Below are 15,680 nucleotides of genomic sequence, written 5' to 3'. Positions count from 1 at the left end.
AGGCAACGATGTACCCCACGCGCACCACGTCCACGACGGGCACCCTCCACGTCCCCCCGGCGTTGCCCCCGACCCGACACACCCCCGCGACGCGACCCCCGACCGCGGCCGGGACGCCTGCCGCGTCCCATCCCGGCGACGACTTCGCCGCCGACCCGGCGTCCGGGCCCGCGTCGGCGCCGGCCGCCTACCGCACGCCCCGATCCGGTGAAGTCCCGACCGCCGGTCCCGCCGGTCCCGCCGGTCCCGCCGCCTGGACGTCGACCCCGGCGCGGGGTCACTCCCGCGAGGCGGAGTCCTGGGCGACGCCCGACCGGTCGTCGGAGCGGGCCCCGGCGCAGCTGTGGCAGCCCGGTGCCGGCTACGCGTCCCGGTTCGCGGAACCGACGGAGCAGGCGGGCTCGTACGCGGCCGGTCGGTCCGAGGAGTTCGGGGCTGCCGGTCCGGGCGGTCGGGCGTCGGCTCGGGCACGAGGTCGCTCCCGTGAGGCGGGGTCGCTGGAGCAGGCGGGTTCGTACGTGGCCGGCCGGTCCGAGGAGTTCGGGGCTGCCGGTCCGGGCGGTCGGGCGTCGGCTCCGGCACGGGGTCGCTCCCGTGAGGCGGGGTCCGCGTCCCCGTACGCGGTCGGCGCCGCCGATCCGTTCGGACAGGTCCGGCCCGAGCCGGCCTCGATCGGGGCTCGGACGTCGGCTGCCGACCGCGAGTCGGAACACCGCTCCGAGTACGCGGACCCGGCGCGGGGTGCGGCCCTGGAGGCGGAGTCCGGCGCCCCGTACGCGGCCCGGGCGGCGGCGTTCGCGGATGCGGCTTCGGCCGCGTCGGGTTCCGGGGCGGACGAGGCCCGTGCCCGGGGCGCGGACCGGTCGTCGGAGTACCGCGCAGGGCGCGACGGCCCGGCGGAGGAGGCCGCCCGGGCGGGACGGCCCGAGGCCGCGCCGGCCACGGCCCGTTCCGGCGCGGAGTACCACGGCCGGGTCCCGGCCGAGGGGCGCGTGCAGGAGTACGCGGGAGCGCAGGCCCAGCTTCCGGTCCCGGCCGGGGCCTCCAGGGCGGAGCCCCTGACCGGCGGAGTCCTCGTACCGGAGGGACAGGCTCCGCCCCCGGCGGGCGGCCGTTTCGCCGGGCCGGCGGCGTACCCGGCGCGGCCCCACCCGCAGGACGCGGCGCCGGCCGGCGTTCCGGCGGCGCGGCCGGACCCCGCCGAGCCGGAGGCCCCGGCTCCGCGCCGAGGCCGGTGGATCGAGGTCCCGACCGCCGGTCGGGGCCGGTCCTACTCCGCACCGGACCGGGAGGGGAGCCCGGCGGAGCCGTACCCGACCGACGGCAACCCGCCCTCCGTACCGGGTCGAGAAGGCGCTTCGACCCCGCACGGCGACAGCACGTCCACCTCCACGCCGACGCGCCGCGGCCTGCCCACCGCCCCGGAGCCGGGCGACGCGACCCCGTTCGGCCCCGCGCCGCAGCCGACCGAAGCCACGACCGCCGGCAACTCCGCCTCACCGCCCCTTCGCGGCGCGCACACGGCGAGCCAGTCCTCCGGCCACGACGGCCTCCCGGACCGGCAGGCCAGCGGTACGGGCGACTCGGTTCCGCAGCACGCGGGCATCGCGCCTGCTGAGGACTTGCGCGGCGCGGACGCGGCGGGTTCGGGCTCCCGCTACGACGGCCTCCCGGGCCGGCAGGCCAGCGGTACGAGCAACTCCGCCCCCCAGCACGCCCGCACCCCGTCTGCTCAGCACCCCCGCGGCGCGGGCACGGCGGGTTCGGGCTCCCGCCACCGCGGGATCCCGGTGTCTCTGGACTGGAGCGGCAGCGACACGGCCGGCTACGCCTCGCGTCGCGATGCGGTCTCGACCGGTTCGGACCGGCGCGGCAGCGAAAGGGGCAGCTCCATCTCCCCCCACGGCAATGACACGGACGTCGCCCCCCGCCACGACGGCGTCCCGGGCGCGCCCGAACGCGGCAACACCGGCGTCCCCGTGCCCCAGCACGCCGGGGTCACGGCTGCTCAAGACCCGCGCGGCGGCAACACCGGCGTCCCCGTGCCCCAGCACGCCGGGGTCACGGCTGCTCAAGACCCGCGCGGCAGCGACACCGGCGTCCCCGTGCCCCAGCACGCCGGGGTCACGGCTGCTCAAGACCCGCGCGGCAGCGGCACCGGCATCCCGGCGTCGCAGCACGCCGGCCTGCCGGCCACCCCGGACCCGCGCGGCAGCGACACCGGCGTCCCCGTGCCCCAGCACGCCGGCCTCCCCAGTGCCCCCGACCCGCGCGGTGACGTGCTGGTGGCCCCCGCTCAGGCGGAGGCCGCAACGGCCGGGTCCGGGGCGGGGTTGGACATCCCCCACCCCGCGCCCGAGGCGGCCCCCGGCCACCCCCGGAGCGAGCTCTGGCCGGCCGAGGCGCCCGCCGACCCCCCGAGGGGAAGCGGGATTCCCGGTCCCGACCCCGGCCCCGACAAGGCCGTCCACCCGACACCGACCCCCGACGTGGCCGGGCTCGTCGCCCGGGCCGTCGCCCGCGGCATGGACGCGACGCGGGAGGAGGACGACACCCAGGACCTGCCCCACGTCCGCCCCGCGCGCGGAGCCGCGGTGACGGAGATCCCCGTCCACCTCCCGTTCCGCGCCCACCCGACCCCGACCGCGACCACGCCGGCCCCGGCCGACCCCGCCGCGAGCCCGGCGCGGCGTCCCGGCGGCAGCACCCGGCTGCCCGCCGGCCGCCGCGTCCCCCGGGGCGACGACCGGCTCCGCGAGCACCGCGGCCCGGTGCTCCCCGGCTGGTTCGCCCTGGCCGTCGGCGCGCTCGCCATGACCGGCTGCGCGGCCCTGCTGTGGCGGGCGGGCACCGTGCCGGCGGCCCTCGCCGAGGCGTTCGGGGTGACCCCCCGCCCCTACCGCGGCCTCCGCGTCACGCACTGGCCCCCGCTGGCCTTCCTCGGCATCGTGACCCTCCTCGCGCTCGGCGGCCTCGGCCGGGCCAAGGCCGGTCACGCCTGGGTGCTCACCCTGTTCGGGCGCTATCGCGGCACGGTCCGCCGTACCGGCCTGACCTGGGTCAGCCCCCTCCTGCTGCGCCGCCGCGTCGACGTGCGGCTGCGGCACTGGCGCAGTGAGCCGATGCCGGCCGTGGACTCCGGCGGCCTCGCCCTCCAGGTGGTCGTCCAGGTCGTCTGGCAGGTCAAGGACACCGCCCGGGCCACCCTCGCCGTCGAGGACCACACGGACTACCTCGCCGAGCAGGTGGAGTCGGCCATGGCCCGGGTGCTGTCCCAGCTCCCCGCCGACGCCTTCCACGAGGACGCCCCGACCCTGCGCGACGCCGAGGCCGTCGGCGACGCGCTGACCCGGATGCTGGCGGCCGAGACCGAGGCCGTCGGGGTGGAGGTGTTCTCGGCGCAGCCGACCCGGATCGAGTACGCCCCCGAGGTCGCGGAGGCCATGCGCCGTCGCCGGGTCGCCGCGATCGACGCCAAGCACCGGGACGCCGTCCTGAGTTCGGTGGTCGACGCGGTCGACGACACCGTCCACCGACTCACCTCGCGCGGGATCGTCGAACTGGACGACTACGAGCGCAAGGCCCTGGTGAAGGACCTCACCGTCGCCTTCTACACCGGCCGCGCCGAGCAGTAACACCGAACGGGAACACCGCAAACACCGCAAACACCGGCAGCACCGCAAACACCGGGAGCAACGAGGGCAACAGGAACACCGGTCCGTCCCATGGACCGGACCAAAGGGAACGGGTGGCCGGTCATGACCGGACCACCCGTTCTCGCATTGGTATAGACATGGCCAACTCCCGTCAATACTGTGGAACTTGGTCTAGACCTAGAAGCTCGTCACCCTCCCCACGCGCGCGCACGCTCCCGCCGGATCCCCCACGATCCCCACGACCCCCACGTATCCCCGCGTCCCCCCACGTCCAAGGAGCATCATGCGTCTCTTCCGCATGCCCACCCGCCCCGACCCGTCCGCGCACTCCAGCGGCGTCGAGCCGCCCCGCGGCCCCGCGCGCACCGGCCGCGCCGCCGGCGCCACCGTGCTCGGCCTCGGCCTCCTCGCCGCCGCCGCCCTGGTCACCGCGCCCACCGCGAGCAGCCACGGCTACACCGACACCCCGATCAGCCGCCAGAAGCTCTGCGCCAACAAGACCGTCTCCAACTGCGGGCCCATCCAGTGGGAGCCGCAGAGCGCGGAGGGCCCCAAGGGCTTCCCGGGCCTCGGCCCCTCCGACGGCACGATATGCGCCGCCGGTCACCCCGAGTTCGCGCAGCTCGACGACCCGCGCGGCGGCGCCTGGCCCGCCACGAGCGTGAGCGCCGGGCAGGGCTACAGCTTCCGCTGGCAGTTCACCGCGAACCACGCCACCACCGACATCAAGTACTACGTCACCAAGAACGGCTGGGACCCGAGCCGGCCCCTCACCCGCTCCGCGCTCGACCTCCAGCCCTTCCTGACGGTGGCCTACAACGGCGCCCGTCCCGCCATGACCACCACCCACCAGGGCGCCATGCCGAGCGGGAAGACCGGCCGGCACATGATCCTGGCCGTGTGGACCGTCCACGACACCCCGATGGCCTTCTACTCCTGCTCCGACGTTCAATTCTGACGGAACGTCAGCTAACCTCCGGCGGCATGCGGACGACGACTGCACCCGATGCCCCCCACGCATCCGACGCACCCGGAACCGTCGCGGAACTCGTGGCGCGCGGCTGGGACGACCACCGGCCCGGGCTGAAGTACCGGGACGACGACGGTCGCCCCACCGCGCTGAGCCACCACCGCGCGGCCCGGGAGGCCGCCGCCCGGGCGGCCCTGCTCGTCGACCTGCTGGCGCCGGGGGCGCAGCCGCACGTGGGCGTGCTGCTCGACAACACCCCCGAGTTCCCGTTCTGGCTCGGCGCGGCGGCCCTTGCCGGGGCCGCCGTCGCCGGGATCAATCCCACCCGGCGCGGCCCCGAGCTGGCCCGGGACATCCTGCACACCGACTGCCGGATCCTGGTCACCGAAGCCGCCCACCTGCCGCTGCTGCGCGGCCTCGACCTGCCCGGCGTACGGATCCTGGTCACCGGGACCGAGGAGTACGAGGCCCTGCTCGCCCCGTACGCCGGCGCCGCGCCCGGCGACGCGGCCGTACGCCGCCCGCCCGGCCCCGCCGACCGGCTCCTCCTCTACTTCACCTCCGGCTCCACCGGCGCCCCCAAGGCCGCCATCTGCACCCAGGGCCGGCTCGCCGCCGCCGGCCACTCCCTGGCCCGGCACTTCTCGGTCGGCCCGGACGACGTCCACTACGTCTGCATGCCGCTCTTCCACGGCAACGCCGTCATCGCCGACTGGCTGCCCGCCCTCGCCGGCGGCGCCGCGGTCGCCCTGCGCCGCCGCTTCTCGGCCTCCGCGTTCCTGGACGACGTACGGGCCTACGGCGCGACCTACTTCACCTACGTCGGCCGGGCCGTCCAGTACCTCCTGGCGACCGGCCCCCGCCCCGACGACCGCGAACACACCCTGCGCCTGGGCTTCGGCACCGAGGCCGGGGCGGTCGACGCGGCCCGCTTCGCCGAGCGGTTCGGGGTCCGGCTGGTGGAGGGGTACGGGGCCACCGAGGGCGGCGCCTCCGTCCAGCGCACCCCCGACACCCCGGCGGGCGCCCTCGGCCGCGCCGGAGCCGGCGACGACCTCGCCGTCATCGACCCGGAGACCGGGCGCGAATGCCCCCCGGCCCTGCTGGATCCCGACGGCCGCCTGCTGAACGGCGAGGAGGCCATAGGCGAACTGGTCAACCGGGGTCGCAGCCGGTTCGAGGGCTACTGGCGCAACCCCGACGCGGACGCCGCCCGCACCCGCGAGGGCTGGTACTGGACCGGGGACCTCTTCTTCCGCGACCCCGGCGGCTTCCTCTGGTTCGCGGGCCGCACGGACGACCGGCTGCGCGTCGACAGCGAGAACCTCGCCGCCGCGATGATCGAGAACATCCTGGCCCGCTGGGACGCGGCGGCCGCCGTCGCCGTCTACGCCGTCCCGGACGAAGCAGCCGGCGACCAGGTCATGGCCGCCCTGGCACTGCGCGGGGGAGAGGCCTTCGATCCGGACGCCTTCACCCGCTTCCTCACCGCCCAACCGGACCTCGGTACCAAGATAACCCCCCGCTACCTGCGGATCCTCGACGCCCTGCCCGTCACCGCGACGAACAAGGTCCACCGGGTCGCCCTGCGCCGCACCGGCTTCCGCTGCCCGGAACCCGTCTGGTGGCGGCCGCCCGGCGCCCCCGGCTACCGCCCGCTCGACGCCCCGGACCTCCGCGCCCTGCTGACGGCGTACGACGCCCACGGCCGGCGCGCCCTCCTGGACCACTGACCCCGCCCCACCAGCCCCACCCACCCCGCCCGCACCACTCGTCCCAGGCGCCCCGCCGACCCGGGCGCCGGACGCAGACGCGTTTCGGTCGGCGCGAGGGACCCGCCCCGGGACGCCTCCCGGCGGCTGCCGGCGCGTGCGCCCGCGCGCGGTAATGGTTTTGAGCACCCCCGGGGAGCAGGTAGTATTTTCTTTGTCAGGCGCCGCTAGCTCAGTTGGTTAGAGCAGCTGACTCTTAATCAGCGGGTCCGGGGTTCGAGTCCCTGGCGGCGCACCTGTACTTCGGGCGGTTCCCGGTTCACCGGGAACCGCCCGAAGTGTTTTCCGGCCTCTCCGGCCTCTCCGGCCTCTCCGGCCTCGGTGGACCAACCGGGACGCGCCCCTCAGAGCGTGAGCGACAGCAGTAGCGGTGCTGCCTTGCGGTTCAGGGTGTCGGCGGCGGCCCGCAGTCGGTGGGCGTGCTCGACGGGCAGCGACAGCGCCAGGCAGCCCACGGCCGCTCCGGCGGTGATCGGTACGGCCGCGCAGACCGTCCCGACCGCGTATTCCTGCAGGTCCAGCATGGGCACGGTGGCCGGCTGGCTGTCCAGCTTCGAGAACAGGATCCGTTCGTTCACGATCGTCTTCGAGGTGAGCCGGGCGATCTTGTGCCGCGACAGGTGGTCGCGCCGCCCGTTCAGGTCGAGCTGCGTCAGCAGACACTTGCCGACCGCGCTGGCGTGCGCCGCCGAACGGAAGTCGACCCACTCGTGCACCTTCGGCGTGCGCGGACTGTCCGCGAACTGGGTGATGCGGACCTCGCCGTCCACGTACCGGCTGATGTACACGGCCGCGCCGACCGAATCCCGCAGCCGGTCCAGGGTTTCCTGGAGCTTCTCCTGGAGAGCCTGCTGCCGGTCGATCCCGGAACCGAGCAGGACGAGGGAGTCCCCTATGGCGTAGGCGCCGTCCGACACCTGCAGGACGTACCCCTCCCGGCGCAGCATGAGCAGCATCGGGGCGAGATGGGCCGCGGGCAGGCCTGTCTCACGCGCGATCTGTACGTCGGTCACGCCGCCGGTGTGGCGGGCGATCGTTTCGAGTACGCGCAGGGCGTACTGCACCGAGTGGAACGGCGCGGTCGGCTCGGGCTTCAGCGCCACGGTTTCCCCCTACCAGGTTGTTACCGCTTGCTCTACCACGATAGCCATCAAGAGGCCCACGTGGAGCGTGTGTTGATGAGATTGATGGCTTAATCAAGTCCCTCCATCAGGCGTAACTCATCTGGCATATGCCAGATGCATGAGCGCGTCCCGGTCTGCCGGGAATGCCCGGGGGCACCGGGACCGTTCGATTACTTCGTAGAGCCACCGAACGAGACGAACGGGACGGGACGGGAGCGACGATGAGCGACACCGGGGACGCGGGCCGGCACACGGGTGAGGGGCGGGGGGCCGCGGATCCGATCCGCGGGACCGTCCGGGGCGGGGCGCCGGTGCCGCTGTCGGTCCTCGACCTCGTCACCGTCGGCAGCGGCAGCACGGCGACGGCGTCGCTGCGCACCAGCGTGGAGATCGCGCGGCTCGCCGAGTCCCGCGGTTACCACCGGCACTGGGTCGCCGAGCACCACTCCATGCCCGGGGTCGCCAGCTCCTCACCGGCCGTGATCCTGGCCCACCTGGCCGCCCACACCTCCCGCATCCGGCTCGGCTCGGGCGGGGTGATGCTGCCCAACCACGCCCCGCTGACCGTGGCCGAGCAGTTCGGCACCCTGGAGGCCTTCGCCCCGGGCCGCGTCGACCTCGGACTCGGCCGGGCGCCGGGTACCGACCCGCGCACCGCCGCCGCGCTGCGCGGCTCCGGGCGGCTCGACGAGGCCGCCGACGAGTTCCCCCGGCAGCTCGCGGAGCTGCTCCGCTTCCTCGACGACGACTTCCCCGACGGGCACCCGTACGCCCGCGTGCACGCCGTCCCCGGACCGGTGCAGGGGCCCGCCGGGCGCCCGCCCGTCTGGCTGCTCGGCTCCTCCGGTTTCAGCGCCCGCCTCGCCGGCGAGCTGGGCCTGCCCTTCGCGTACGCCCACCACTTCTCGGCCGCCGGCACCCTGCCCGCGCTGGACCTGTACCGGCAGAGCTTCCGGCCGTCGGCCGTCCTGGACGCCCCGTACGCCGTCATCGGAGTCTCGGCGCTCGCCGCCGACACCGAGCGGGAGGCCCGCGCCCAGGTCCTGACCGGCGCGCTGTCGATGCTCCGGCTGCGCAGCGGCCGGCCCGGGCTGGTCCCGACGCCCGAGGAGGCGGCGGCGTACCCCTTCTCCCCGCCGGAGCGGGAGTTCGTCGACGGCTGGCTCGCGAACATCGTCCACGGCACCCCCGACGAGGTCCGCTCCGGGCTCGACGGGCTGGTGAAGCGGACGGGCGCCGATGAGCTGATGTTGACGGCCAACGCCCACGGCGGAGACGTCCGTCTGCGGTCCTACGGGCTCGTCGCAGATGCGTACGGCATGCCGACGGACCTCTCGATTCCGTCTTGAGCGGTCGAGAACGGGGTTTGGCTGGTTTGTTGCCGAAACCTTGCCGGAGCATGGCCTAAGGGAGTCTTAAACCGCTCGTCACCCGGGGTGGCGGGCGGTTCTTCGTGTGCGCTCAGGTCTCTGACGAGCACATTTGGCCGCTCAGTGGTCTAGTCCTTCTTTGGTCCAAACCATTGACTGGGGCGGTCGGTGATCGCTATCACTTCTCTCACCTGAAGCCGATGCCCTCCCCTCCCACCCCCCGGAGGCAGTTCATGCACATCCGTAAACCCCTCATCGCGGCCGCCGCCACGGCCGCGCTGGCAGCCGGAGCGCTTGCCTCCTTCGCGGGACTCGGTACCGCGCAGGCCGCGGACGCCTCCACCACCGTGAGCAGCGGCGGTGTCCGCATCGCCTACTACGACCAGTGGAGCGTCTACGGCAACGCCTTCTACCCCAAGCACCTCGACACCCGGGGCATCGCGGGGAAGCTGGACGTGATCAATTACTCGTTCGGCAACATCCACCCCACCGACCTCACCTGTTTCGAGGCCAACAAGGCGGCCGGGGACGACAACAACCCGAACGCCGGTGACGGCGCGGGCGACAGCTACGCCGACTACCAGAAGTCCTTCAGCGCGGCCGACAGCGTGGACGGCGTCGCCGACAAGTGGGACCAGCCGATCGTGGGCGTCTTCAACCAGTTCAAGGAACTGAAGGCCAAGTACCCCCACCTGAAGATCAACATCTCGCTGGGCGGCTGGACCTACTCGAAGTTCTTCCACGACGCGGCGAAGACCGACGCCTCCCGCAAGAAGCTGGTCGCCTCCTGCATCAAGCAGTACATCAAGGGCGACCTCCCGGTGGAGGGCGGCTTCGGCGGCCCCGGCACCGCGGCGGGCGTCTTCGACGGCATCGACATCGACTGGGAGTACCCGGGCTCCTCCGGCGGCCACCTGGGCAACCACTACGGCCCCGAGGACAAGCAGAACTTCACCCTGCTGCTCCAGGAGTTCCGCAAGCAGCTCGACGCCGAGGGCACGGCCAACGGCGGAAAGAAGTACCTGCTGACGGCGGCCCTGCCGGCCGGCCAGGACAAGATCAAGTACATCGAGACGGACAAGATCGGCGCGTACCTCGACTACGCGAACATCATGACGTACGACATGCACGGCGCCTGGGACAGCGACGGCCCGACCTACCACCAGTCCCCGCTCTACTCCCCGGCCGGTGACCCGACCGACCCGATCGCCCCGGGCACCCAGAAGTACAGCGTCGACAACGCCATCGACTCCTGGATTGACGGCAACCCGGTCTACGGGATCGCCGGCGGCTTCCCCGCCAACAAGCTGACCCTGGGCTACGAGTTCTACTACCGCGGTTGGAAGGGCGTCCCGGCCGGCGCGAACAACGGTCTCGCCCAGTCGGCCACCGGAGCCTCCAACGTCCGCCCGGTCAGCCAGCAGGCCGGCATCGCCCACTACAAGGAGCTCGGCGGGATCGTCGACAACCCGGCGACCACCTTCTGGGACGAGGGCGCCAAGTCCGCCTACTTCTACAAGGACGGCGAGTTCTTCACCGGCCTGAACCAGAAGGCCATCCAGGCCCGGGTCGACTACGGCAAGCAGCGCGGCCTGGCCGGCGCGATGATGTACTCCCTCCTCGGTCTGGACAACAACACCACCCTGCTGAACCAGATCTCGGACGCCCTCGGCGGCACCACCCAGCCGCCGACCACCCCGCCGACCACGCCTCCCACCACCCCGCCGACGACCCCGCCGACCACGCCTCCGACGACGCCGCCCACCGGCTGCGGTTCCGTCCCGGCCTACGTCGCGGGCAGCGTCTACACCGGCGGCACGGAGGTCTCCCACAACGGCCGCAAGTACAAGGCCCAGTGGTGGACCCAGAACGAGGCGCCCGGCACCACCGGTGAATGGGGTGTCTGGAAGGACCTCGGCGCCTGCTGATCTCCCCCCACCCCGCGCCGAGCGCCACCCCGCCCCGCCCCGGATTCCGGGTGCGGGGCGGGGTGTGTCCCACGGTTGCCCGATGCCGCGCTCCCGCGGCGCACGGCCCGGCGCCGCGTCGCCCCGCGCCCCCTCAGACCGCGGGACGCGGGGCCGCGGCCTGGCGGCCGATCATGCGGGCGATCACGTCCGGGGCCACCGCGCGGGAGTACAGCCAGCCCTGGCCCGTGTCGCAGCCCACGCGCCGCAGGCGGGCGGCCTGGCCGGCGGTCTCCACGCACTCCGCGGTGACCGTCAGGCCCAGCCGGTGGGCGAGCTGGACCAGGGCCTCCACGATGGTCTCGTCGGCCGGGTTCGGGTGCGCCCCGTCCTCGTAGCGGAAGCCGTGCACGAAGGAGCCGTCCAGCTTCAGGACCGACACGGGCAGCCGGCTCAGGTAGGCCAGGTTCGAATAGCCGGTGCCGAAGTCGTCGATGGCGATCCGTACGCCCATGTCGCTCAGCGCCTGGAGGGCCTGGAGCGGGCGGCCCGCCGAGCCCATGACCGCCGACTCCGTCAGCTCCAGCTGGAGCAGCTGCGGGGCCAGCCCCGTCTCGGCGAGGATCTCCGCGACGTCCCCGACCAGGTCGGAATCCCACACCTGCCGCACCGCCACGTTCACCGACACGAACACCGGTGCGTCACTGGGCTGTTCGATCTGCCAACGGCGGGCCTGCCGGCAGGCGGTCCGCAGCACCCAGCCGCCCAACTGGACGATCGAACCGTCCTCCTCGGCGATGCCGATGAACCGATTCGGCGTCAACGTGCCGAACTGCGGGTGGTTCCAGCGCACGAGGGCCTCCACCCCGCGCACCGCGCCGCTCTCCAGGTCCACCAGCGGCTGGTACTCCAGCTCGAACTCGCCGCGCTCCACCGCCGGTCGGAGCGTCGAGGACAGCGCCTGCCGGGTCATCCGGTGCGCGTTGCGCTCCGGGTCGAAGAGGGTCCAGCGGGCCTTGCCGTCCGCCTTCGCCCAGTACAGCGTCGTGTCGGCGGCCTGCATCAGCCCGGTCGCCGTCGTCCCCTCCGTGTCGCGTTCCACCACGCCGATCGACGCGGACACCGACAGTCGCTGTCCGGCCAGGTCGAACGGCTCCTGTACGGCGGCCAGGACGCTCCGCGCCAGGTCCGTGAGCTGGTCCGTGCCGGTGGAGTCCTCCACGAGCAGCGCGAACTCGTCGCCGCCGAGCCGCGCCACCAGGTGGCCGCCGGTGCGCCCGTACCCGGACTGGTCCGCGCACTGGGTCAGCCGGGCCGCGACCGCCGTCAGCAGCCGGTCCCCGACCCGGTGCCCCATGGTGTCGTTGACGGCCTTGAAACCGTCCAGATCGAGGTAGCACAGGCCGATGCGGCCCGTTCCGCCCTTCCCGTACGCGGAGGCCTCCAGCGCGGCCGAGAGCCGCTCGAAGAACAGCGCCCGGTTGGGGAGCCGGGTCACCGGATCGTGCATCTGGAGGTGGCGCAACCGGGCCTGGAGGTCGCGCCGGTCGCTGATGTCGGCGACCGAGAGCAGCACGTCCCTGGTGCCGGGGACCGGCCCCAGGGTGACCTCCGTCCACAAGGAGTGCCCGTCGGGGTGCTTGAGGCGGCGCGTGCAGCGCAGCCGGGCCTGCCGTCCGCGCAACACCTCCTGGTACGCCTGCCAGGTCCGGGCCTCGGCCGCCAGGTCCACCAGGTCGGCCGCCGACTGCCCGATCAGCGCGCGCGGCTCACCGCCCAGCAGCCCGGCGAGGGCCTGGTTGGCGGCGATGACGTCGCCGTCGCGGCCGACCACGGCCATCGCGAGGTGGGCCGCGTCGAAGGCGGCCCGGTAGTCGAGGGGTTCCGGCGCGAACCGGTCCGGCGCCGCCGCCATGCCGGGCACGGCCGGCACTACTGGGTGACGCTCCGTAAGGGCCGATCGGATGCTGTCGGCCGCCGAACCGGTCCCCTCTGAGGTTCCGCTCACCGTTGGCTCCCGCAGTGCTCGTGAGTGTCCGTGCAGGAAAGTGTGCCGATCATAGAGGCTGCCGGGAGGCCCTATCCAGCGGCGTCGCCGTACGGAACACGGTCCTTCGTCGCGACGGCGCCGTGCTGACGCCCTGTCGGATGGTCCGCCGACCACCCCGGGCTGATCGTTTCCGCACACCTGTGAGCAGCCGTGACCCGCACCTGATCCCCGGTGATCGATCGTGACGTTCCGTATGCGTGTGCGTGAACCCCGGGGGTCACCGTCTTGCCGTAGCGCTCACTCGTGTGGGGCACCGGAACAAGGCATTAGTAAGACAATCGCCTCAAAGTGGATGAAAGGTCACCAATCCACCACCGGAGGTCGATGTGCCGCGACAGCAGACACCCGGGGGAGTGGACGGCTCCCGCGCCCGAAGTGCCGCGGCGGTCCTCACCTCCATGGCGGCCCTCGCGGCCATGTCGCTGATCGCCGCCCCCGCCGCGGCCGACTCCGAGGCGGGCCCCTGCGCCCTGACCCGTACGGCGGCGCACCACTCGCTCGGCCTCGACACCTGGAACCGCGCCTATCCCAAGCCGGAACGCACCCTCAACGCGGTGATGGTGTTCCTCTCCTTCCCCGACCACCGCACCGGCCTCACCCCGGACCAGCTGACCTCCGACTACTTCCCCGCCACCAGCGACTTCTTCGAGCGGGCCTCCTACGGACGGTTCCGGCTGGTCCCGCACCCGCAGAAGCAGTGGATCCGGATGCCCAAGCCGTCCACCGAGTACGGGATAAGGCGGGACTGGGCCCCCGAGGACCGGGCGGCCTACCTGCGGGACGCGGTCGCCGTCGCGGACCCGGAGGTCGACTTCAGCGCCTACGACGTCGTCTACTTCGTCGCCGATCCGGAAGCGCCCGGGGTGGACTCCGACGCCACCAAGGTCGTCAACTTCGACCGGCCGCCGACCGCCGACGGGACGCCGCTGCGCCGGATCGTCACCGTCTTCGAGCGGCACCCCCCGGACCGCAACGTCCTCGCCCACGAGACCGGACACGTCTTCGACCTGCCCGACCTCTACCACCGCCCCTCCGACGGCAAGGGCGACTGGGACACGTACGTCGGTGACTGGGACGTCATGGGCAGCCAGTTCGGCATGGCCCCCGACCTGTTCGCGTGGCACAAGTGGAAGCTGGGTTGGCTGGACCGCTCGCAGGTGGACTGCGTACGGTCCGGCTCCTCGATGCACACCCTCCAGCCGCTCGCCCAGGCCCCCGCCCCCGGCAGCACCGGCGGCACCCGGCTGGCGGTGATCCGTACGGGCCCCGGCAGCGCGATCGCCGTCGAGGCGCGGGGTTCCGTCGGCAACGACGGGGAGACCTGCACCGAGGGGGTGCTGGTCTACCGGGTCCGCAACGAGGCGTCGTCCGGCGGTGGCCCCATCGAGGTCCTGGACGCGCACCCGCGCACCGAGGCCTGCTGGGACCGCTCGGTGTACCCGCCGCTGGCGGACGCGCCCCTGGAGGTCGGCGAGGCCTTCACCGTGCCCGGGGAGGGCATCACGATCGAGGTCGCCGACCGCACCCGGTCCGGCGCGTACACGGTCAAGATCACCACATAGCCGGCCGCCCGGGACGGCACACGAAGAAGGCCCCCCACTCGCGTGGGGGGCCTTCTTCCGTCTGTGCGCCGCCAGGGACTCGAACCCCGGACCCGCTGATTAAGAGTCAGCTGCTCTAACCAACTGAGCTAGCGGCGCGTGCTGACGTCGTAGACATTAGCATCAGGATCCGGCGAAGGAAAAATCGTCGCCGCACCCCGGCCGGCGTGCAGGAACGCCCACAGCAGGGCGTCCGGGCCGGGCAGCCGGGGGAGTCGGCAATCGGGCGCCACGAGCCACCGGGAGGGACCGGGCACGGCGGCCAGCGGGGGCACGGTGACGGCGTCGCCGAGACCGTGGCATAGCGGCGCCGGCGCGGCCGGGCTCCACTCCTCCCAGGCCAGCAGGGCCGGCAACCGCTGGGCCGTCCCCGGAGTGGCGAAGAGCAGCATCCGGCCGCGGTGCACGGCGGCCGGGCCGGAGCCGGGGCCCCGCTCCCACAGCAGGTCGAGCATCCGGCGGCCCCGTACGAGCGGGACGTTGACGACGTCGAAGGCGGTCCCGCAGGGCAGCGCGCCGGGCGTGGTGGGCCGGGCCAGCCAGGCGGCGAGGGTGTGCTCGGGCCGGGCGGACGCGGATGCCAGCCAGGCGGCGCCCTGCGGTGTGACGTGGGTCGCGGACGCGGGGCGTCCGTCCGTGCCGTCGAGGGAGGGACCGGTGGAGGCCGTCGTCAGCGTCGTCATGCCCCAGGTCTACCGGGCGTGATGCCACCGTTCCCGGGAGTTACCGAAAACCGGGACAGGGCGGGCGTCGCTGGGGTATGTTGCGCCGCGCATATGCCAGGTGCCTCCGCCGGGCGGGTACGGGATCCGCACCCGCCCGGCGGATACGGGATCCGCACCCGCCCGGCCGTCGGTACGCCTACGGTCCCTCCGGGGCGGCGCCGCGCTGGAGGTCCTCGCCGAACTCGATCATCTTGCGCGCGTAGTCCTCGGTCCACTCCGCGACCTCCGCGATCGCCTCCGGCGGGATCCGGTCGAAGCGCCGGGGATCCGCCAGCTGAGCCGCCGCCAGGGCCTGGAACTCCACGGCCCGGTCGTGCGCCGCCCGGAAGGCCAGCGTCAGCTCGGTGGCCCGGGCCAGCAGCTCACGCGGATCCTCGATGGATTCCAGGTCGAAGAAGTGCTCCGGGTCCGTGGCGGCCGCCGAGGGCTCGAAGAGCAACGGCGCGGGCCGTAGCCTCCGCTCGGTCCGCTCGGGCTCTGCCATGCGTGTCCTCCTGCTGCGCGT

10 protein-coding genes and 2 tRNA genes are annotated in these 15,680 nt (G+C 73.6%); 7 read left to right on the top strand and 5 right to left on the bottom strand.

Annotated features, from left to right (window positions below):
* Positions 1-8 precede the first annotated feature (8 nt).
* The 4 genes from ACZ4XJ_RS10230 to ACZ4XJ_RS10215 all read left to right on the top strand — a co-directional run bounded on the left by ACZ4XJ_RS10230 (position 9) and on the right by ACZ4XJ_RS10215 (position 6,633).
* Positions 9-3,635 carry an SPFH domain-containing protein gene (locus tag ACZ4XJ_RS10230; protein WP_468495861.1) on the top strand — a complete coding sequence of 1,209 codons (3,627 nt, stop codon included), beginning with the start codon at positions 9-11 and terminating at the stop codon, positions 3,633-3,635.
* A gap of 304 nt (positions 3,636-3,939) precedes the next feature.
* On the top strand, positions 3,940-4,614 hold the full coding sequence (locus ACZ4XJ_RS10225) for a lytic polysaccharide monooxygenase auxiliary activity family 9 protein (RefSeq protein ID WP_468495860.1): 675 nt from the start codon (positions 3,940-3,942) through the stop codon (positions 4,612-4,614).
* 26 nt (positions 4,615-4,640) lie between these two features.
* Complete coding sequence (locus ACZ4XJ_RS10220; protein ID WP_468495859.1) at positions 4,641-6,359, top strand: AMP-binding protein; 1,719 nt, start codon at positions 4,641-4,643, stop codon at positions 6,357-6,359.
* A gap of 200 nt (positions 6,360-6,559) precedes the next feature.
* Positions 6,560-6,633 (top strand) — tRNA-Lys (locus ACZ4XJ_RS10215).
* Positions 6,634-6,742: 109 nt separating this feature from the next.
* On the opposite strand, the gene ACZ4XJ_RS10210 is transcribed toward ACZ4XJ_RS10215, so the two are convergent.
* On the bottom strand, positions 6,743-7,501 hold the full coding sequence (locus ACZ4XJ_RS10210) for an IclR family transcriptional regulator (protein WP_281206459.1): 759 nt from the start codon (positions 7,499-7,501) through the stop codon (positions 6,743-6,745).
* Between the two features lie 242 nt (positions 7,502-7,743).
* Between ACZ4XJ_RS10210 and ACZ4XJ_RS10205 the strand changes: the two genes are divergently transcribed.
* Both ACZ4XJ_RS10205 and ACZ4XJ_RS10200 read left to right on the top strand, forming a co-directional pair.
* A complete protein-coding gene (locus ACZ4XJ_RS10205; protein WP_468495858.1) occupies positions 7,744-8,871 on the top strand; it encodes an LLM class flavin-dependent oxidoreductase in 1,128 nt (375 codons plus the stop codon).
* Between the two features lie 254 nt (positions 8,872-9,125).
* Complete coding sequence (locus tag ACZ4XJ_RS10200; RefSeq protein WP_468495857.1) at positions 9,126-10,820, top strand: glycosyl hydrolase family 18 protein; 1,695 nt, start codon at positions 9,126-9,128, stop codon at positions 10,818-10,820.
* A 133-nt stretch (positions 10,821-10,953) separates the two neighbouring features.
* Here the strand turns inward: ACZ4XJ_RS10200 and ACZ4XJ_RS10195 are convergent, their stop codons facing one another.
* Positions 10,954-12,807 carry a putative bifunctional diguanylate cyclase/phosphodiesterase gene (locus ACZ4XJ_RS10195; RefSeq protein WP_468495856.1) on the bottom strand — a complete coding sequence of 618 codons (1,854 nt, stop codon included), beginning with the start codon at positions 12,805-12,807 and terminating at the stop codon, positions 10,954-10,956.
* A 368-nt stretch (positions 12,808-13,175) separates the two neighbouring features.
* Between ACZ4XJ_RS10195 and ACZ4XJ_RS10190 the strand changes: the two genes are divergently transcribed.
* Positions 13,176-14,411: a M6 family metalloprotease domain-containing protein gene (locus ACZ4XJ_RS10190; RefSeq protein WP_362879218.1), complete on the top strand. Its 1,236-nt coding sequence runs from the start codon at positions 13,176-13,178 to the stop codon at positions 14,409-14,411.
* A 64-nt stretch (positions 14,412-14,475) separates the two neighbouring features.
* On the opposite strand, the gene ACZ4XJ_RS10185 is transcribed toward ACZ4XJ_RS10190, so the two are convergent.
* From ACZ4XJ_RS10185 to ACZ4XJ_RS10175, 3 genes are all read right to left on the bottom strand, one after another.
* Positions 14,476-14,549, bottom strand: a tRNA-Lys gene (locus ACZ4XJ_RS10185).
* Entirely contained in the window at positions 14,540-15,133 is a 594-nt protein-coding gene (locus tag ACZ4XJ_RS10180; protein ID WP_468495855.1) for a bifunctional DNA primase/polymerase, read from the bottom strand. Before ACZ4XJ_RS10180 ends, ACZ4XJ_RS10185 begins: the two co-directional genes overlap by 10 nt.
* A 178-nt stretch (positions 15,134-15,311) precedes the next feature.
* The gene (locus tag ACZ4XJ_RS10175; protein WP_362879214.1) at positions 15,312-15,659 is read right to left on the bottom strand and encodes a hypothetical protein; all 348 of its coding nucleotides are present in this window, start codon (positions 15,657-15,659) and stop codon (positions 15,312-15,314) included.
* Between the last annotated feature and the right edge of the window lie 21 nt (positions 15,660-15,680).

The sequence above is a fragment of the Streptomyces sp. NPDC029836 genome, assembly GCF_055574495.1.
This window is presented reverse-complemented; position numbering and strand designations above follow the sequence as displayed.

Excerpts from the sequence above, each read along its gene's own strand:
- ACZ4XJ_RS10230 (WP_468495861.1), top strand. The coding sequence starts at position 9 with ATGTACCCCACGCGCACCACGTCCACGACGGGCACCCTCCACGTCCCC.
- ACZ4XJ_RS10225 (WP_468495860.1), top strand. The coding sequence starts at position 3,940 with ATGCGTCTCTTCCGCATGCCCACCCGCCCCGACCCGTCCGCGCACTCC.
- ACZ4XJ_RS10220 (WP_468495859.1), top strand. The coding sequence starts at position 4,641 with ATGCGGACGACGACTGCACCCGATGCCCCCCACGCATCCGACGCACCC.
- ACZ4XJ_RS10205 (WP_468495858.1), top strand. The coding sequence starts at position 7,744 with ATGAGCGACACCGGGGACGCGGGCCGGCACACGGGTGAGGGGCGGGGG.
- ACZ4XJ_RS10200 (WP_468495857.1), top strand. The coding sequence starts at position 9,126 with ATGCACATCCGTAAACCCCTCATCGCGGCCGCCGCCACGGCCGCGCTG.
- ACZ4XJ_RS10180 (WP_468495855.1), bottom strand. The coding sequence starts at position 15,133 with ATGACGACGCTGACGACGGCCTCCACCGGTCCCTCCCTCGACGGCACG.
- ACZ4XJ_RS10175 (WP_362879214.1), bottom strand. The coding sequence starts at position 15,659 with ATGGCAGAGCCCGAGCGGACCGAGCGGAGGCTACGGCCCGCGCCGTTG.